20 protein-coding genes are annotated in these 18220 nt (G+C 63.1%); 16 read left to right on the top strand and 4 right to left on the bottom strand.

The window, feature by feature from the left end; genetic code table 11:
- Positions 1 to 97: 97 nt before the first annotated feature.
- From GGQ90_RS17815 to GGQ90_RS17800, 4 genes are all read left to right on the top strand, one after another.
- Positions 98 to 2359, top strand: a complete 2262-nt coding sequence (locus tag GGQ90_RS17815) for an NADP-dependent malic enzyme (protein ID WP_188083321.1) — start codon at positions 98 to 100, stop codon at positions 2357 to 2359.
- 98 nt (positions 2360 to 2457) lie between these two features.
- The gene (locus GGQ90_RS17810; protein ID WP_188083320.1) at positions 2458 to 2955 is read left to right on the top strand and encodes a flavin reductase family protein; all 498 of its coding nucleotides are present in this window, start codon (positions 2458 to 2460) and stop codon (positions 2953 to 2955) included.
- 157 nt (positions 2956 to 3112) lie between these two features.
- The gene (locus GGQ90_RS17805) at positions 3113 to 4093 is read left to right on the top strand and encodes a polysaccharide deacetylase family protein (protein WP_188083319.1); all 981 of its coding nucleotides are present in this window, start codon (positions 3113 to 3115) and stop codon (positions 4091 to 4093) included.
- On the top strand, positions 4090 to 5298 hold the full coding sequence (locus GGQ90_RS17800; RefSeq protein WP_188083318.1) for a carboxylate--amine ligase: 1209 nt from the start codon (positions 4090 to 4092) through the stop codon (positions 5296 to 5298). The genes GGQ90_RS17805 and GGQ90_RS17800 overlap by 4 nt, the downstream gene beginning before the upstream one ends.
- Here GGQ90_RS17800 and GGQ90_RS17795 read toward each other — a convergent pair.
- Entirely contained in the window at positions 5267 to 5818 is a 552-nt protein-coding gene (locus tag GGQ90_RS17795) for an arsenate reductase/protein-tyrosine-phosphatase family protein (RefSeq protein WP_188083317.1), read from the bottom strand. The genes GGQ90_RS17800 and GGQ90_RS17795 overlap by 32 nt on opposite strands.
- A gap of 91 nt (positions 5819 to 5909) precedes the next feature.
- Between GGQ90_RS17795 and GGQ90_RS17790 the strand changes: the two genes are divergently transcribed.
- Complete coding sequence (locus GGQ90_RS17790; RefSeq protein WP_188083316.1) at positions 5910 to 6944, top strand: LacI family DNA-binding transcriptional regulator; 1035 nt, start codon at positions 5910 to 5912, stop codon at positions 6942 to 6944.
- Positions 6945 to 6948: 4 nt separating this feature from the next.
- Here GGQ90_RS17790 and uxaC read toward each other — a convergent pair whose 3' ends face one another.
- Positions 6949 to 8358: a glucuronate isomerase gene (gene uxaC, locus GGQ90_RS17785; RefSeq protein ID WP_188083315.1), complete on the bottom strand. Its 1410-nt coding sequence runs from the start codon at positions 8356 to 8358 to the stop codon at positions 6949 to 6951.
- 46 nt (positions 8359 to 8404) lie between these two features.
- On the opposite strand from uxaC, the gene GGQ90_RS17780 reads away from it, so the two are divergent.
- Positions 8405 to 9934 (top strand): UxaA family hydrolase, encoded by a 1530-nt coding sequence (locus tag GGQ90_RS17780; RefSeq protein WP_188083409.1) that lies wholly within the window; start codon positions 8405 to 8407, stop codon positions 9932 to 9934.
- 120 nt (positions 9935 to 10054) lie between these two features.
- On the opposite strand, the gene GGQ90_RS17775 is transcribed toward GGQ90_RS17780, so the two are convergent.
- On the bottom strand, positions 10055 to 10330 hold the full coding sequence (locus GGQ90_RS17775) for an HU family DNA-binding protein (protein ID WP_017499409.1): 276 nt from the start codon (positions 10328 to 10330) through the stop codon (positions 10055 to 10057).
- 325 nt (positions 10331 to 10655) lie between these two features.
- On the opposite strand from GGQ90_RS17775, the gene GGQ90_RS17770 reads away from it, so the two are divergent.
- The 9 genes from GGQ90_RS17770 (at position 10656) to GGQ90_RS17735 (ending at position 16848) form a co-directional block, all read left to right on the top strand.
- Positions 10656 to 11954 (top strand): tyrosine-type recombinase/integrase, encoded by a 1299-nt coding sequence (locus tag GGQ90_RS17770; protein WP_246428302.1) that lies wholly within the window; start codon positions 10656 to 10658, stop codon positions 11952 to 11954.
- Between the two features lie 58 nt (positions 11955 to 12012).
- The gene (locus tag GGQ90_RS17765; protein WP_188083314.1) at positions 12013 to 12636 is read left to right on the top strand and encodes a hypothetical protein; all 624 of its coding nucleotides are present in this window, start codon (positions 12013 to 12015) and stop codon (positions 12634 to 12636) included.
- Positions 12637 to 12820: 184 nt separating this feature from the next.
- Positions 12821 to 13021: a helix-turn-helix domain-containing protein gene (locus GGQ90_RS17760; RefSeq protein WP_246428301.1), complete on the top strand. Its 201-nt coding sequence runs from the start codon at positions 12821 to 12823 to the stop codon at positions 13019 to 13021.
- 6 nt (positions 13022 to 13027) lie between these two features.
- Positions 13028 to 13309: a hypothetical protein gene (locus GGQ90_RS29060; RefSeq protein WP_223178318.1), complete on the top strand. Its 282-nt coding sequence runs from the start codon at positions 13028 to 13030 to the stop codon at positions 13307 to 13309.
- Entirely contained in the window at positions 13302 to 13463 is a 162-nt protein-coding gene (locus GGQ90_RS17755) for a hypothetical protein (RefSeq protein WP_223178328.1), read from the top strand. The genes GGQ90_RS29060 and GGQ90_RS17755 overlap by 8 nt, the downstream gene beginning before the upstream one ends.
- An 85-nt stretch (positions 13464 to 13548) precedes the next feature.
- Positions 13549 to 15714 carry an AAA family ATPase gene (locus GGQ90_RS17750; protein WP_188083313.1) on the top strand — a complete coding sequence of 722 codons (2166 nt, stop codon included), beginning with the start codon at positions 13549 to 13551 and terminating at the stop codon, positions 15712 to 15714.
- Positions 15715 to 15728: 14 nt separating this feature from the next.
- Complete coding sequence (locus GGQ90_RS17745; RefSeq protein ID WP_188083312.1) at positions 15729 to 15947, top strand: hypothetical protein; 219 nt, start codon at positions 15729 to 15731, stop codon at positions 15945 to 15947.
- 332 nt (positions 15948 to 16279) lie between these two features.
- Positions 16280 to 16600, top strand: coding sequence for a hypothetical protein (locus GGQ90_RS17740; RefSeq protein ID WP_188083311.1), 321 nt, complete (start codon positions 16280 to 16282; stop codon positions 16598 to 16600).
- Positions 16591 to 16848 carry a DUF2442 domain-containing protein gene (locus GGQ90_RS17735; protein WP_188083310.1) on the top strand — a complete coding sequence of 86 codons (258 nt, stop codon included), beginning with the start codon at positions 16591 to 16593 and terminating at the stop codon, positions 16846 to 16848. The genes GGQ90_RS17740 and GGQ90_RS17735 overlap by 10 nt, the downstream gene beginning before the upstream one ends.
- 90 nt (positions 16849 to 16938) lie before the next feature.
- Here the strand turns inward: GGQ90_RS17735 and GGQ90_RS17730 are convergent, their stop codons facing one another.
- Positions 16939 to 17244: a hypothetical protein gene (locus GGQ90_RS17730; RefSeq protein WP_188083309.1), complete on the bottom strand. Its 306-nt coding sequence runs from the start codon at positions 17242 to 17244 to the stop codon at positions 16939 to 16941.
- A 173-nt stretch (positions 17245 to 17417) separates the two neighbouring features.
- Between GGQ90_RS17730 and GGQ90_RS17725 the strand changes: the two genes are divergently transcribed.
- Positions 17418 to 18188 (top strand): DUF2213 domain-containing protein, encoded by a 771-nt coding sequence (locus GGQ90_RS17725; RefSeq protein ID WP_246428300.1) that lies wholly within the window; start codon positions 17418 to 17420, stop codon positions 18186 to 18188.
- Positions 18189 to 18220 lie beyond the last annotated feature (32 nt).

The following is an 18220-nucleotide window of genomic DNA, read 5'->3' as shown; positions in this document are numbered from 1 at the left end:
CTTCGCCCAAGGGCAGGAAAATTGCGCTTCTCGCACTTGCCCACAAGATAATCTTGCCGCTAGGGCAGCCCTATTGTTCCATTATGTGGGTGTCGCGATGACCGAAAAGTCGAATGTGGAATTTTCCGAGCGCGAGGCGCTGTTCTTCCACTCGACGGGGCGCCCCGGCAAGATCGAGATCATCGCGTCAAAGCCAATGGCGACGCAGCGCGATCTCTCGCTTGCCTATTCGCCCGGCGTCGCCGTGCCGGTGCGCGCCATCGCCGCCGATCCGGCGACCGCCTATGACTACACCGCCAAGGGCAATCTCGTCGCGGTCATCTCCAACGGCACGGCGATCCTGGGCCTGGGCAATCTCGGCGCGCTGGCGTCCAAGCCAGTGATGGAGGGCAAAGCTGTCCTCTTCAAGCGCTTCGCTGACGTGGACTCTATCGACATCGAATTGAAGACCGAGGATGTGGAGCGCTTCATCGACGCGGTGGAGTTGATGGAACCAACCTTCGGCGGCATCAACCTTGAGGATATCAAGGCGCCCGAATGCTTCGTCATTGAAACGACGCTCAAGGAGCGGATGAACATTCCGGTCTTCCATGACGACCAGCATGGCACTGCGATCATCGCGGCGGCGGGCGTCATCAACGCCGCGCTGCTGACCGGCCGTGACATGAAGAGCATGAAAGTGGTGGTGAACGGCGCGGGCGCGGCCTCCATAAGCTGCACCGAACTGATCAAGGCGCTGGGCGTCCCCAACGAAAACGTCATCATGTGTGACAGCAAGGGCGTGATCTATCAGGGCCGCACCGAGGGCATGAACCAGTGGAAGTCGGCCCATGCGGTGAAGACCGACGCGCGGACCCTGACAGAAGCGGTCAAGGGCGCCGACGTGTTCCTGGGCCTTTCGGTCGCCGGCGCCATGTCGCAGGAGATGGTGAAGTCGATGGCGGCCAATCCGATCATCTTCGCCATGGCCAATCCCGACCCGGAAATCCTGCCGCCTGACGCCCATGCCGTGCGTCCCGACGCGATCGTCGCCACCGGCCGTTCGGACTTCCCCAACCAGGTCAACAATGTCCTGGGCTTCCCCTTCATCTTCCGCGGTGCGCTCGACGTCCGGGCGACCGGCATCAACGAGGCGATGAAGCTGGCCGCCGCCAAGGCGATTGCAGATCTCGCGCGCGAACAGGTGCCCGAGGAAGTGGCCAAGGCCTATGGCCGTTCGCACAGCTTCGGCCCGGACTATATCATTCCCGCGCCGTTCGATCCGCGCCTGATGGAAGTGGTGCCGGCCGCCGTCGCCCAGGCGGCGATGGACACCGGCGTCGCGCAGAAGCCGATCACCGACATGGCCGCCTATCGCGATTCCCTCAAGGCGCGGCTCAACCCGACCACATCTGTGCTCACCAGCGCCTATGAACTCGCCAAGGCCAACCCCAAGCGGGTCGTGTTTGCCGAGGCGGAAGAGGAAGTGGTGCTGCGTGCCGCGATCCAGTTCCGCGAACTGGGCTATGGCATTCCCGTGCTGGTCGGCCGCGACCATGTGCGCGACAAGCTCAAGGAACTGGGCGTCCGGGATCCCGACAGCTTCGAACTGCACAACAGCGTCAATTCGCCGCTGGTGCCTGAGATGGTCGACCTTCTCTACGCCCGGTTGCAGCGGCGCGGTTATCTGCGTCGCGATTGCGAGCGGATGGTCAATCGTGACCGCAACATCTTCGGATCGCTGCTGGTGAAGATGGGCGTGGCCGATGCGATGATCACTGGCGTCACCCGTCCCTATGGTCAGACCCTGCGTGAGGTGAAGCGGGTGATGGACCCGGCTGCGGGCCGCACGCCTTTCGGCATCCATGTCATGGTGACCAAGGACAAAACCGTCTTCCTGGCCGATACCACCGTGCATGAACGGCCTTCGGCGTCCGAACTGGCCGATATTGCCGAGGGGACGGTCGCGGTCGCACGCCGCATGGGCCATGACCCGCGCGTCGCCTTCCTCTCCTATTCCAATTTCGGCAATCCGCCCGGCGCCTTCCTCGACAATGTGCGCGATGCGGTGAAGCTGCTCGACCAGCGCGACGTCGACTTCGAATATGAAGGCGAAATGACGCCGGACGCGGCGCTCAATCCGACCGTCATGAAGAACTACCCGTTCAGCCGCCTGTCCGGCCCGGCCAATGTACTGGTCATGCCGGGGCTCCAGTCGGCCAATATCTCGGCCAAGCTGCTGCGCGAGCTGGGCGGCACGTCGATGATCGGGCCGGTGCTCGTCGGCATGGAAAAGTCGGTGCAGATCGCGACCATGTCGTCCAACGCATCGGAGTTGCTGACGCTGGCCGTGCTGGCGGCGGGCGGCATCGCGCTCTGATGATCGTGGCGGGGTGCCAGCCCCGCCCAATCCCGCGACGGGTTGGTTTCTGACCGGTTTCGCTTGCCTTGCGCCATCGACTGCTGGAAGACCATGGCATGAACAGCGCAACCATGATCGACAGTGCCACCTTTCGCCGCGTCCTGGGCCATTATCCGACCGGCGTGTGCGTCGTCACCGCGTCCGCCGAGGATGGCACCCCGGTTGGCATGGTGGTCGGCTCCTTCACCTCGGTGTCGCTCGATCCGCCGCTGGTCGCTTTCTTTCCTGCAAAAAGCTCCGGCAGTTGGCCGCGCATCCAGCAGATCGGCCGATTCTGCGTCAATGTCCTCGCCAGCGATCAGCAGCCGCTCTGCCGCCAGTTGGCCGCGCCCGGTCCCGACAAGTTCGCCGGCGTCTCGCATCGCGTATCCGGCAATGGATCGCCCATCATCGACAATGTCGTCGCCTGGATCGATTGCAGCCTGCATGCGGTGCATGAAGCCGGCGATCATTATATCGTCCTGGGCGAAGTGGTCGCGCTGGAAGTGGAACGGCCCGACCGGCCGCTGCTGTTCTTCCAGGGCAATTATGGCGAATTTTCGCTGCTCGAATGAGGAATGGGCGGCGCGACGCCGTCTGATTGGGCAAGAGGGCAAGAAAAGAACAAGCAATGCTCGTTAAAACGCCGTAATGATCCATATATGGGTCAGAAACATCACGGCTCTTTAACGTCTGCCGTCTATCATCGTCCCATTCCGGATCGGACTGATCATGACTGCGCTGCTCATCACCATCGACACCGAATTGTCCGCCGCGCTGCACCAGCGCGGCGTCGGTCTTGAGCAGAATCTGCGCCAGTCGATCTGGGGCGAGACGGCGGCCGGCGCTTTCGGCATAGGCTGGCAGATGGACCTGATGGACCGTCATGGCCTGAAGGGCGTCTTCTTTCTCGATCCCCTGCCCGCGTTGATCCACGGCCCCGCATTTCTCCAGCCCATCGTCGCGGCCATCGTCGGGCGTGGCCATGAAGTGCAGCTCCATCTGCACAGCGAATGGCTTGCCTGGGCCAAGCATTCACCAGTCGAGGGGCGACAGGGCCGCAATATCGGCGATTTCAGCCTGGCCGACCAGATCACCCTCCTTGGCCTTGGTCGTGACCTGCTGGAGCAGGCAGGCGCCCCCCGAATCAGTGCGTTCCGGGCCGGCAATTTCGGCGCCAACGACGATACGCTGCGGGCGTTGGCGACGATCGGCTTGGGTTGGGACAGCAGCGTCAATCCGGCCTATCTCGGTCATGGATGCGGCATCAGCATGGATGCCGGCCAGATCGGCGCGGTTCGCGCCCAGGGCCTGGTCGAATTGCCGGTATCGGGGATCGCTGATCGACCCGGCAATTTCCGCCCGGCGCAGATTTGCGCCATGTCTGCCGCCGAGATGCGCGCCGGCATGCGCCACGCTGCGCAGGAAGGTCATGATGCTTTCGTCATCGTCACCCATAGTTTCGAAATGCTCTCGCGCGATCGGATGCGACCGAACCGCACGGTGATGCGACGCTTCGAGCAATTATGTCGGACAGCCGCAGCGACGCCGGATATGCGCCCTGCCGGCTTCCATGATCTGTCGCCATCGCTCGCCGATGCCCCGGCGCGCGCCCTGACCCGTGTGCCGCCCAACCGACTGCGCACCGGCCTGCGTGTCGCGCAACAGGCCTGGGCGACCTGGCGCTACGAACATCGACTGGTGCCTGCGTGAACCGCCTGCCCTGCGCGATCGTCATCGGCCTGGAAAATGCGATCAGCCTGACCATCGTCCGGGAACTCGGGCGCCATGGCGTGCCGGTCCACGGCGTCGGGCCGGCAAGCGGCATCGCGGCGGCATCACGCTATTGCACGGACTGCACCGATCGGCCTTCTGGCCCGGCGGCCGATTGGCTGCCCGACCTGATCGCCCGGACCGGCGCCCGCGCTGTCTTCGCCATTTCGGAGACCGATCTGCTCGATCTGGCGCTGCTGCCGCCGATGATCGGCGATTGCCATATATTGGTCCCGCGGGCCGAAGCGCTCAACCAGGTGATCGACAAACGCCGCACCCTGGCGGTCGCGTCGGCCCAGGGTCTGTTGATACCGCGAACCTGGCAGCCGATGGCGGGCGACGATTTCCAGGCGCACGCCGCATCCATGCCCTATCCGCTGGTCGCCAAATGGGCCAACCCGCCGGCCGTTATGCCGTTGCTCGAACGGGCCGGGCTGGACTGGGTCAAGGCCGAATATGTGCGGACGCCAGATGCGTTGCAGGCGTTGCTCGCCCGCTATCGTCCGGTCGGCATCTGGCCGATGATCCAGCAATATTGCAGCGGCGTGGGCTTGGGGCAGATGCTGTTCATGGCCGATGGCGATGCGACCTTGCATTTCCAACATCGCCGCCTTCACGAATGGCCGCCCGAAGGCGGTGTATCGACCCTGTGCCGTGCCGAACCGCGCGACCGCCATGGGCCACAAATGGCGTTGTCCGAACAATTGCTGCGGGCGCTTGGCTGGCAGGGGCCGGCCATGGTCGAATATCGCTATGATGCAGGCAGCGATCATTACTGGCTGATGGAGGTGAATGGCCGCTTTTGGGGCAGTCTGCCGTTGGCCGGCCATTGCCATGCCCATTTCGCCTGGGAAGCCTATCGCCGGGCGGTATTGGGTGAAACGGATGCGGCGCCCCTGCCCCGCGATACGCTGCGGGCCCGCTACATGGTGCCGGAGACGAAGCGCCTGCTGCGATTGCTGATGGGTGGAAAGATTGCCGATCCCTTCTTCCGCGCCCGCCCATGGCGCGATCTCTCCACCTATCTGCTGGGCTTCCTAGACCCACGCATGCGCTATTATGTCTTCAGCTTCAGCGATCCCCGGCCGCTGCTGCGCGATCTGGGGCAGATCGTCAGGAAGGCCTTGCGCCGGGATAAGTCCTGACCAGCGCCATCACCGCCTGCTCGATCCGCTGCAGGCAATGCGCCATGTAGCGATCGTCCAGGCCATAGGGATCGTGCAGATGCGGCATCATTGGCTGCACCCATAGGCCGAGCAACTGGCGCGGCAGATGTGACAGGCGCGGATCGGCCGCCAGCCGGTGCAATTGCCGCACTTCCATCGCCAGCAGCAGGTCGCCCGGCTGCGGCTGATAATCGGCCATGTCGAGCGCCTGATGCGCGGACAGATCATGGCTTAGCGCGTGAGCCGCCGTGATCGCCGGATCATGCGCCGGTCGTCCGGTGGTGGTAGACAGGCCGAAGGACGCCGTGCGCGCTCCCGCCTTGCGGGCCACCACATCGGCAAAAGCGCTGCGACAGATATTGCCCTGGCAGACGAAGACCAGCCGGCGCACTTCGGCCGGATCGGGGCGCAGCGTCGCCGATCGCCCCAGCGCGAGTTGCGGATAGGACAGGGCCAGGCGCACAAGACCGCGAAATGTACCGAAACGCGCGTTGATCATGCGGCGGTGTCGAGAGGGAGCAGGGAATCCATTGGATGGGCCTTAGCCCAAACAGGTTGCGATTTCCCTCCCCCTGTGGCTAGCCCCAGGCATGCGATCGACAAAGGACAGCCCACAGGGAAGCGATTCCACCATTGCCGACGTCGCCGCTGCGGTGGGCGTCTCGATCCGAACGGTATCACGGGTTCTCAACCAGTCGCCAAAGGTGAATGCGGAAACCCGCGAACGTGTCCAGCAGGCGATTGCGGCGCTCAACTTCCGTCCCAGCATGCGCGCGCGGGCCTTCGCCATGGGCCGCTCCTTCCTGATCGGCATGGTCCATAATGATCGCAATGCGCTGGTGCTCGACGCCGTGCAGCGCGGCATTGTCGGCGAAGCGGGTCGGCGTGGCTATGAACTGGTCGTCCACCCGACGCCGATGGATGCCGCTGCCTCTGTCGAGGATGTGCTGCAATTCGTCCGCCGGTCGCGCACCGACGGTCTGGTGGTGCTGCCGCCGGTATCTGGTATCGCCGGCCTGCCCGAAGCCTTGGCGCGCGAGCATATTCCCGCCGTTGCCCTGTCGGCCCTGCCGATCACCGGCTATGCTGATGTGATCCTGTCGCCCGAGCGCGAGGCGGCCGCACAGGTGGCGCGCTATCTGCTGGGGCTTGGCCATCGCCGCATCGCGATGGTCGGCGGCCCAGCCAGCGCCATTTCCGCGCAGGAGCGCCGGGCGGGCTTTGTCGAGGCGCTCGCTACCGCTGGTGTCACTTTGCTGGACGAAGCCGAAGGCGATTATGGCTTCCAGTCCGGCCTTGCCGCCGCGGAGCGCTTCCTGTCGCTGCCGACTGTGCCCACGGCGATCTTCGCCGCCAATGACGTCATGGCGGCCGGCGTTCTCAAATGCGCCGGAATCAAGGGCGTTGCCGTTCCGCAGTCATTGTCCGTCGTGGGCTTCGACGGCAGCCTGTTGTCCCATGTCGTGTCGCCGGCGCTCACCACCATCTGGCGCCCCTTCGGCGACATGGCGCGGATCGCGACCCAGCAACTGATCGATCGGATCGAGGGCCAGGCCTTTACCGCCGAACTGCCCCCGCCGCTGCGTCTGGTGGAGGCGGAATCGAGCGGCCCCGCTCCCGCCTGACCGATCAGAGCCGATAGGCGCGACGCACCAGCCCGACGGTCAGTTCCTGCGCCAGCTCGGCGGCCTCCCAGTCGGCCAGCCGATGTTCTGCGACCAGTCGCGCCAGGAAGGCGCAGTCGATGCGGCGGGCGACATCATGCCGGGCCGGGATCGACAGGAAGGCGCGGGTGTCGTCGTTGAATCCGACCGTATTGTAGAAGCCGGCAGTCTCCGTCGTCATCTCGCGGAACCGCCGCATCCCTTCCGGGCTGTCATGGAACCACCAGGCCGGCCCCAGCCGCAGGCAGGGATAATGGCCCGCCAGCGGTGCCAGTTCGCGGGCATAGGTGGTCTCGTCCAGGGTGAAGAGGATGATGGTCAGGTTGGCGTCATTGCCGACCACGTCCAGCATCGGCTTCAGGGCACCGACATAATCGGTGCGCATCGGGATGTCGGCGCCCTTGTCGCGACCATGGCTGTGGAACAGTGCGGCATTATGGTTGCGGCAGGAACCGGGATGGATCTGCATCACCATGCCGTCCGCCTGGCTCATCTTCGCCATTTCGGTCAGCATCTGGGCGCGGAACAGTTCGGCATCGTCGGCGTCGGCCGTGCCGCCGACGATCTTCGCGAACAGCGCCTCGCATTCCACGGTCGACAGGTTGGCGGTGCGTGGCGTCGCAAAGCCATGGTCGGTCGCGGTTGCGCCCATGGCACGGAAATCGGCGCGGCGCTTGGCATGGGCGGCAAGATAACCCTTCCAGCTTTCGACATCCTCGCCGGTCATGTTGCCGAAGCGGATCAGCGCGCCGCGAAATTCCTCATGTTCGGGGTCGATCACCGAATCCGGACGATAGGTGGTGACCACCCGCCCCTGCCAGCCCGATGCGCGGATCGCCTGATGATGGCGCAGATCATCGTCTGCGCCTTCGGTCGTTGCCAGCAGTTCGATATTGAATCGCTCGAACAGCGCGCGGGGACGAAAGGCGTCGGTGGCGAGCGCCGCGTTGATCGCATCATAGACCTGGTCGGCACTCTGCGCGTCCAGCGCCACGTCCAGCCCGAACACCTCGGCAAAGACATGGTCCAGCCACATGCTCGACGGGGTGCCCCGGAACAGATGATAATGGCTGGCGAACAGGCGCCATGCGGCGCGCGGATCGGTAGCGGGCAGGCCGCCACGATGTGGCACGCCCAGATCGTCAAGGGCGATGCCCTGCGAGTAGAGCATGCGGAACAGATAATGGTCGGGTGCCAGCAGCAGCTCGGTCGCGTTCGACCAGGGGGCATTGGTGGCGAACCAGGCCGGGTCGGTATGGCCATGCGGGCTGATAATCGGCAGGTTGGCGACCTCGGCATAGAGGGCACGGGCGATCGACCGGGTCGTGGGATCGGCGGGGAACAGGCGGTCGGGCGACAGGGTAAGCGGATGCATGGCGATCTCCTTGTCCGCCGGTTACCGCCTTGTGCCAACGCTGGCAATGGCCTATTCCAACCCCATGTCGATCCTTGCCGAAACCGCCTCGCTGCTGGCCCTCCAGGTCGCGCCCGAAGATGATGTCGCCGTCGCGCTGCAACCGCTGGAAGCAGGGCAGAGCGTGCGGGTTGGGGCGGCCGAGGTGCAATTGCGCGATCCGGTTCCGGCGGGACACAAGTTCGCGCTTCATGGAATCGAGGCCGGTGCCCCAGTCCGCCGCTATCGCGCGCCGATCGGCCTGGCGACACGGGCGATCGTGGCCGGCGAGCATGTCCACAGCCATAATCTCCACACTGCGCTTTCGGGCGAACTGGCCTATCGCTTCACCGGCGCGCAGCCGCAGCCGCTATCCCCGACGGACCGGGCCGTCCCAGATTTCCGCGGCTATGTCCGCGCCGACGGCAGTGTCGGCACGCGTAATGAGATCTGGATTCTCCCGACCGTGGGCTGTGTCGGCCGATTGGGTGAGCGGCTGGCGATGAAGGGGGCGGGGCTGGTGGAGGGGCGCATTGACGGTGTCCATGCCTTCAATCACCCGTTCGGCTGTTCGCAACTCGGCGCCGATCTGGACGGCACGGCCGCGATTCTCGCTTCGTTGGCGCTCAATCCCAATGCTGGCGGCGTGTTGCTGCTCGGACTGGGCTGCGAATCCAATCAACTCGATGCGCTGTTGTCCCGCATTCCGTTCGATCGCCGCGCTCGGCTGCGCACCGTCCGCGCGCAGAGCGAAAGCGACGAGTTCGAGGCCGGCATGACTGCGCTCGCTGAACTGATTGATCTCGCCAGCGCGGATCAGCGACAGGATGTGCCGCTTTCGGCGTTGCGCCTGGGGGTGAAATGCGGTGGCTCCGATGCGATGAGCGGCCTCACCGCCAATCCGCTGATCGGTCGCATGGCCGACGCCGTGGCCCAGGCACAGGGCAGTGCGATCCTGACCGAAATCCCGGAGATTTTCGGCGCCGAGACGCTGTTGACGCAGCGCGCGGAGAATGAGGCGGTGTTCGATCGGCTGACGCAGGTGGTCAATCGCTTCAAGCGCTATTTCCTCGACCATGGCGAGCCGGTGTCGGAAAATCCCAGCCCCGGCAATATTGCCGGCGGCATCACCACGCTGGAGGAAAAATCGCTGGGCGCGGTGCAGAAGGGCGGGATCGCCACCGTGACCGACGTCATCGATTATGGTGCCCGGATCAGCCGCACGGGCCTCACTATATTGGAAGGCCCCGGCAATGACGCGGTATCGACCACGGCGCTGGCGGCAGCTGGCGCAACCCTGACCTTGTTCTCCACCGGTCGCGGCACGCCGCTTGGCAGTCCGGTGCCTACGGTCAAGATCGCGTCGAACAGCGCGCTGGCACAGCGCAAGCCGGGCTGGATCGATTTCGACGCCGGACGCGTCCTGCAGGAAGGGATGGATGTGGCGGCCGATGCGCTGCTGGCGCATATCGTCGCGATTGCCAGCGGTGCGCCGGCCCGGAACGAGGTGAATGACGAACGCGCCATCGGCATCTGGAAGCGCGGCGTAACCCTGTAGTTTTTCGCCCTCGGGTTAGGGGCATATCGGGGGCTTCGGGCGATCCGTCCGTGCGGGACCGGAGGATTCCCACAGAATAAGCCCGGCGCCGCGCCATCAGGCGGGCACCGGGCCAGTTCCTCAGCCGTTCAGCTTGTCCTTGACCGCCTTGGCGGGGGTGAAGGTCAGCTTCTTGGCGGCAGCGATCTGGATGGTCGCACCGGTCGAAGGGTTGCGGCCTTCGCGGGCGGGCGTGTCCTTGACCTTGAACTTGCCGAAGCCGTTGAGCGAAACTTCTTCGCCCTTCGCGGCAGCATCGGCGATCGCGGCGAACACGCCATCGACCAGCTTGCGAGCATCGGCCTTGGTGATGTTGTTGGCCGAAGCCAGGCTGTCGGCGAGGTCGCTGTTGTTCATGGAATAGACTTTCCTTTGTTGTTGGCGCGCATTGCATAGCTGGCACGAAAGCCAAGGTCCATCGCCCCCGAGCGTCCGATTGCGCTTAAAAGTGCGGTTAATGGGGCGTTTTCGACGCTTTGTGCATGCAAGGATGGCCTTTGGCCCATCGAAGGCTGATATTGCGGCCTGAGCGGCCGGATCAAGATAACGAAAAGGTGGCGGAGACGGAGTCCGCCAACTTAGCCCATCATCACCGCTCATGCTCCATCAAATCGATCCTGTAAAACCACGCTTTTCCGCCACTGTTCTTTTCATGTTCTATCAGCGTTTGTCTTGACAGCGCATGAAAGTTGTTGGCAGTTATGTGGGTATGGAACAGCAAAAACCCACACGACGGACCAAGCCCGCCACTGACAAAGAGGTTGCAGCCATGAAGTCGCCCGGCCGCTATTCGGTCGGCGACGGGCTTCTGCTGGTGGTGACCAATTCAGGCTCTCGATCATGGATCGCGCGCGTGCTGGACCCATCAAAGCGCCGCCGTGACATCGGCCTCGGGCCTTATCCCGAAGTGTCTCTCAAGGATGCCCGGCGCCGGGCTGGTGAAATGCGCAATCAGGCGCGAGAGGGCGTCGATCCTGTCGCTGCAAAGCGGGCAGCAGCGCGTACCATCCCGACCTTCAAGTCTGCCGCGACCAAAGCCCATAGCGAGCGGAAAGAGGCGTTCCGCAATGAGAAGCATCGGGACCAGTGGATAGATTCGCTCGACACCTATGCCTTCCCAGCCTTGGGCTCCCTTCGGGTCGACCAGGTCGATGGCCCAGCCGTGGTGCGGGCGTTAAAGCCGATCTGGACAGTGAAGCCAGAGACCGCGCGCCGCGTCCTCCAGCGCGTCGCCTCTGTGGTCGCATGGTCGGTTGCTCATGGATATCGGGACCACGAGTTGCCGGTAAAGGCCATCCGCATGGGGTTGCCGCAGCAGCCGAAGCGCAATCCGAACGCGAGGGGCACCGACAGCCGGGGCCATTTTGCTGCGATCAGCTATGCTAAGGCTCCCACCTACATTGAGGCCATGCGCGGGGCTGGCGAGTCGATGAGCCGGGCGGCGCTGGAGTTGATAGTGCTGACCGTCTGCAGATCGGGAGAGGCGCGTGGCGCGCGTTGGTCGGAATTCGACATGGACAAGGCAGAGTGGACCATCCCAGGTGAGCGGATCAAGGCTGGTGTGGAGCACACCATCCCCCTCTCTCCTGCTGCTGTAGCGGTCATCGAGCGGATGCGTGAAATCAGGGGCAAGAGCGAATTGGTCTTCCCGTCCCGTTCCGGCAAGACGATGTCTGACGTTGCCGTGTCAAAGGTGCACAAGCTGCTTTCAGCAGATACCACCGTTCACGGCTGGCGCTCCGCGTTCCGCGATTGGGCGGCTGAGCAGACCTCCGTTCCCGGTGAGATCGTGGAAGCGGCGCTGGCCCATACCAACCCGAACCGCGTAGAGGCAGCTTATCGGCGCACCAACTATCTCGAACAGCGTCGGCTACTGATGAGCGCTTGGGCGGCCTATCTCGGCGGGGACAAGGCGTGGCGCGATGAACTGCCGACGATCGGCGCGGCTACGGTCCACCATTTGCATGAGCGCGCCGCGTGACCCCTGATTTCACTCTAAGTGTTTCCTTTCGACGGCGGAAACACTTACGGGCTCAGCCGTGAGCCGGGGCCCCGGTTCCGTCGAGCGGGCTATCGTTGACGCTGTCCGGCGCGAGCCTGATAACGCCTTTACCACTGAGGATTTGTGTCGGATCGTCTATCGGAGGTCGAAGCGTCCACAAAAGAAACATCGCGTCTCGGTCCTGCGCGCGATGCGCAATGCGATCGAACGCGATCCCAACATGGCACTGTACCGAGGTTGGGGGCTGCCAGGTGAGTTGGTGGCCATCTACCATCGGTACAATCCGCATTCGCTTGGAATGGCTCATCTCAAGTGTGAACTGCCCTACCGCTACCCGTCATATCCGCTGTTAGACCTCGCCGAGGCATTACGGCAGCAAGAGGACGACCGATCAGCCCGAGAGCAAAAATTGCGTCATCTTATGCGCCCTGGCGGGTCTTACGGGCGCTATCTCGAGGCTGACGGTCAATGGACAAAGGCAGTCGAGCGCGCCTGCTTTGAACGCGACTGCGATCCCGAAATGTTGGCCGCATGGAATGCCGAACAAGAGATAGCCCGCGCGGCATGGCTCGCTGAATTTGTGGCCCTGAGAGCGCGTGCGCAGGGCTCGGAAAGAAAGGAGGAACCGGAGTTTCACGATGAGCAGTTAGGACTGCTTTAGCTTTTCGAACGGCCCAGACCGGTGCGTCAACACCGACCTGGGCCTGACCACAACCGTCTTTAGTGGAGACGACCATGGCTAAGCGCCCTGTAGGGCGCGCCGTCGCGCGCGCCAATATGAATCCTGAATTTGTCCTTTCTGGCGTCCGTAGAGCGCGATTCCCTATCATGGGAAATCATGCGTCATGTTGAAACAGAAGGAACATCACATGACACCCATGACGGTTTCCATTGCCGAGACCATCCGTGCAACGTCGCTCTCGCAGGCCACCATCTATCGGATGATCGGCCGTGGCGAAATTGAGACTGTGAAGGTAGGCGGGCGGCGGCTTGTGAAAATGGCATCGCTGCGTCAGCTCATTGGTGACGGCGCAGAGGCGCAGTGACCGCCCATGCCCCAGAACCGAAACGCCCCCGGCCATAAGGCCGAAGGCGCTCTTAATCACTGTGGAGGTGACAAGAGCGCTTATAGCACGGCAGCGTCCGCGCAGACCATCGAAATCACAGATGAGGCTTTCGGCTGCGGCTTTGATGTCGTGGTGAAGCCCCAGATCGTACCTGACAATCAGGGTTGGGAATTCCGCGAGCATGCGCAGGCGATGGCGTTCGCGCAGTCGCTACACCAGCGGCACGGATGGGCCATTGTCGACCGGACGGGAGGCGCGCATGCATAGTGCCGTCATCACCATCGGCATCCCGGCGCCTGACGACTACGTGACGCCGATCGCTTCCTATGACCTGGTGATGAGCGCGGTTTCCTCGTCGGACTACCGGATGGGCCTGCCGATCATCGTCAGCGACTATAAGCAGGGCGAGGTGGCGGCATGATCGCCCTGTTGGAGTTTTCCTACGGGTATCGCCCTGTGCTTTGCCTCATCATCATGGACCGTGACGCACGCATCGGGAGGGCCGAATGACCCTCTACCACGCCTATGAGCGAGCCCGAGATGACAATCTCGATGCCGTCCGTCGCGCCGGCAACGGCAGCCGGAACAACACCCTCAATCGGGCAGCTTACGCCACGGCCCAGCTCGCAAAAGCTGCGGGCTTTGAAATGGTCGCGGAGAAGCGAAAACTGATCGAAGCTGCCAAGGCTTGCGGCCTGGACGAGCGGGAAGCCGGCCGGACGGTGGATAGTGCCTGGAAAGATGGCGAGGCCAATCCGCGGACGATCGGCAACGATAATCCCCGATACGACATTCTCCCTGGCCATGCAGTGCGGCTGAACGCCGGCCAGAAGATCGTCGCGACCTATATCTATGGCGAGGCCGGCAAGGTTCACTATCGCAAGCATCGGGTCGAGCCTGGCGATGATGGCCGCGACAAATCGTTCCGCTTCGATCATCCTGATGGGCGCGGCGGCTGGACTTGGGGGGATGGGAAAAGGCCGATCCCCTACCGCGCTGACGATCTCCGCGCATCATCTGGCCTCATCATCATGACGGAGGGCGAGAAGCACGCAGACAAGCTTGCGGGCTGGGGCTTCAACGCAACATCGTTCAAAGGCTGGAAACCGGAGTTTGCGCAGTACATAGCTGGCCGTCCGGTGGTGATCCTTCCTGACCATGGCGACGATGGCGCGAGGCAGGCGACGAAAGCGCTTGAGCATGTCGAAGGCGCTGGCTGCCAAGGCCGGATTGTTCGCCTTCCGGGCCTTCAGAACGATGGCGATGACATCATGGACTGGACCGGTAGCGTGGAGGATCTGCGCGCGCTGGTGCAGGAGCGAACGACTGCTGAAAAGGCCAGCGGCATAGTTATCCGTGCTACGCCCTATGTCTGGCGCGAGCCTAGCGCCATTCCGCCTCGCCCATGGGTGTATGGCCGTTGGTTTCTTCGCGGCACGATCACGGGCGTCGTTGCGCCAGGTGGTGTCGGCAAATCGACAATGTTGGCTGGAACGGCCTTGGCGCTGTGTACCGGGCGCCCGTTGCTGGGCAAGCAGGTCTGGGAGGGCCAGAAGCGGGTCTGGCTTTGGAATTTGGAAGACGACCTGGATGAGCTGTCTCGATCCATACAGGCATCAGCAAAGCATTATGGGCTCACCGGCGCTGACGTTGCCGATCGGCTCTTTGTCGATAGCGGAATGGAAGGCGCATCTCTCTGCACTGCGACTGAGGAGGACGGCTTCCGTCTCCTTGTCCCCGTTTATGACGCGTTGCTGGCAGAACTGACCGATCGACGCATTGATGTGCTGGTCGTGGATCCGTTCGTCTCCAGTCACGAGGTGGAAGAAAACGCCAACGGCAAAATCGACAAGATTGCGAAGGCATGGGCGCGTGTGGCCAAGGCTGCCAATTGCGCTATCGTTCTGGTCCATCACACCAGTAAGGCGGGTTCAGGCGAAGTTACCGCGATGTCCGCGCGCGGCGCAGTAGCCCTGATCAATGCCTGCCGCTCAACCCTCGTTCTTAATCGGATGGACAAGGAGCGGGCCGAGCAACTCGGTATCGGTGATGATGACCGCCGCCGCTATTTCGCCGTGGAAGATGATAAGCACAACCGAGCGCCTGCCGAGAAAGCGGATTGGTATCGCCTTGCCTCCGTCGATTTGGGCAATGGCGATGATGATGGCAATCCGGGCGATAGCGTCGGCGTGGCAGAGCCATGGACCGCACCTAACCCATTTGATGACCTGACCGTTGGTCATCTCGTCGCCGTTCAGAGCGCGATCGCAGCTGGCGATTGGAAGGAGCATCACACGGCCAACGACTGGGTCGGCAATGAGGTGGCGCGCGTCCTTGGGCTTGATGAAAGCGAGAAGGCGGACAAGGCGCGCATCAAGGCTCTGCTCAAAGTCTGGATATCTGAAGGCGCCCTTAAGGTGGTCGAGAAGCAGGATAAGAACCGCCAGTGGAAGAAGTTTGTGGAGGTTGGGCGCTGGATGAATTCGGCTCCTGCTACACCTTCGCAAAGTGTAGCAGAGCACGATGTAGCACCGGAGCATACGGCTGCTATGCTATACCCCTCCCCCCGTAGGGGAGGTGGTGTAGCAACCGTAGCGGGCGGATATAATGCAGTGTCGCAAACCGATGGCCTGGACGACAACGGGGACACGATCGGTTGGCACGACAAATGAGGAAAGCCGGCGACATGACCGAAGCGGAAATCACCTTTGCCCGGCAATCGGCTTTCCTGGCCGATGCGCACTCGATCGCGGACTTCGCCATCCTGATGCTGGGCGACCGGGCGGCAAGCATGCTGTTCTCCGCCGCGCTGGTGGCGCTGGACCGGACGCACGGGCCTGCGTCAGTCGACATCATGCGGATCTGGACGGAATCGCTTAGCGCGGCTGGTGAGGGGGTGAATTGAAGGGATGTGTGTCATGCACGCGCCACCCCGCAAAAGCGGGCCTAATACGGGCGCGCGGGCGGGAACAGCGATTAACGCCCTAGTCGCTTCGCAATCTTGTTCACCAAATCAGCCTCGAGCGCGAGGGGGTCCATTTGCACGCTCAGCACGGTTCGGCAGGTTGGATAGCTCCAGTCTGTCCGATTCAGCGTGACGGGCATCACATTGCGGCGACGGTAAACCACCCCCCTTGGTTCCCATAACCTCGCCGGATGAATGAACGCACTTCCAACCGCAGACCGACAGCCGCACCGTTCGTATTGGCGTCCTCTCCTCACGGCCATTGTCGCGCCATGGACAGCGACGACGCCTCTCCGCCCAGATATCCCTCTACTGGGCCACGTCCACACCTTCAGAAAGCCTGCCCGCCAGCCTTCGCCGAGACATTCGTGCGTTGGGGCTGGCGAGGTGTTGAAAGAGCCTTCGGCGCCCGCACTGACATCAATAAGCGCTGGCTGACCCATTGCGGCGGCGAGAAGCTGCAGCAGGCGCGGTTGCGGTATCTCGGCCGCCTGAAGACACTCAGGGCCGAACAGGCCCGACGCGAGGCCGCCAAGCGCCGATATGCCCACGCGCTGCATCAAGCGATCCCGGAAGGCATGCCATGTTTGTGAATGCCCGGATCTGCGATGTCACCTTTGCCGGCCGCCAGGTGCAATTCGAGCTGGCCGACGATCGGATCGTGATCGTGCCGCTCGAGTGGTTCCCGATCCTGGCCCTATCCCCCGCGGGCGATCGGGAGGTCTATCAGATCGAGGATGACGGCCGGGCCGTCGTGTGGCCCCGCCTGGGTGAGCGCATCACGGTCGACGGCATTCTGCTGACACGGACGCCGCCGGGATTCGGGGATTGTGATGGGTAGGCAGTGGGAAGCCGGGCGCCCGATATCCCATGTCCCGCTCAATTCCGCGATCCGGCGGGGATAAGTGGCGGACTAGGTGTCTGCCACGGCCTAGTCGATAAAGCTTGAGAGAGTCTGGCTGATGATCGCGAGCCCGGTCAGTAAGGCCGCCGCCGCGTTGATTTTCGATTGCTTACGCAGCGTTTCAACCGGGTCGAACCCGTCGATTGATATGCCCGCAAGATTTGGCTCCACGCCTTTCTTCGCAGCGTCGCGCTTGCGTTTGGCGACAACCTGCTCGCGAGTGATCGCTGCAAAAGTTGACCAAAGCCAAAGACCAGCGGCGATAACGCCAGCCATGGCTCCACCGATCAACAGGATGTTATGCGGCGTCAGATAATTGGCACTGTAGATCATCACACCTCCAATCCTCCCGTCCGTATAAGCCCGCCCTTCCAGCGCGCAATCTCCCTCCGGTGTCGCCCGATCTACCCCCGGCGCGGCGCGGTTGCCCCCGAACCCATGGGGTGGATGGAGATTTGAAATTGGTCATGTTGATGGACCGCGCACCCCTTGAAAGGGTCCGCAAATTGGCAGACGGCAGGATCGCCGCTGTCGCCCGCTTCGCCCGATCGGGCGTCTACACCTATAGCGGCGCCGAAGTCGGCAAGCCCCACCTGTCCAGCGTGAACGTCTATCGTCCCGAAGCCGAGGTTTTCTCGCAGGATGCGATGGCGAGCTTCGGCCATAAGGCTGTGACCTTCCATCATCCCTCTGATGGCGTATCGGCCGCGAACTGGTCGAAGGTCAGCGTCGGCTTCACCGAGGGCAAGATTGCCCGTGACGGCGGCTATGTCGAAATCCCCCTGATGCTCGCAGATGCCCAGGCGGTTGGCGCCTATGAGCGCGGCGAGGCCCGTGAACTGTCCGCGGGCTACTCCTGTGATCTGGTCTGGGGCGACGGCATCGCGCCGGATGGCACCGCCTATCAGGCCACCCAGCGCAACATTCGGGGCAACCATATCGCCCTCGTTCCTCTCGGCCGTGCCGGCAGCGAATGCCGGATCGGGGACAGCCTCATGCAAGGAGCCTCAGGCATGTTCAATGACGCCCAACTGACCACCTTCCGTGATAGCGATGAAGGCCGCCTGGCTGTCGCTTACGCCAAGTCGGTTCACAATCTGAACAGCAGCCGCAACGGGCCCTGGACCGACCAGATGGAGCGCCAAGCGCTCGCAGACGCAATGGCCGTCAAACCGCGCGACAGCATCATCTCCGATGCAGCAATGGCCGATGCCAAGGCCAAGGAACACGCCGCCTATCAGCGCTCGGTCGCAGCTCTCAACGGCTCCCGCAACTGACATTCCCCCGCCCCGTATCGGGCAGAAAGGAC

It is taken from the genome of Sphingobium scionense (assembly GCF_014197035.1).
In the GTDB taxonomy this organism is placed as follows: domain Bacteria; phylum Pseudomonadota; class Alphaproteobacteria; order Sphingomonadales; family Sphingomonadaceae; genus Sphingobium; species Sphingobium scionense.
The sequence above is the reverse complement of the archived record's forward strand: the minus strand, read 5'-3'. Positions and strand labels throughout refer to the sequence as shown.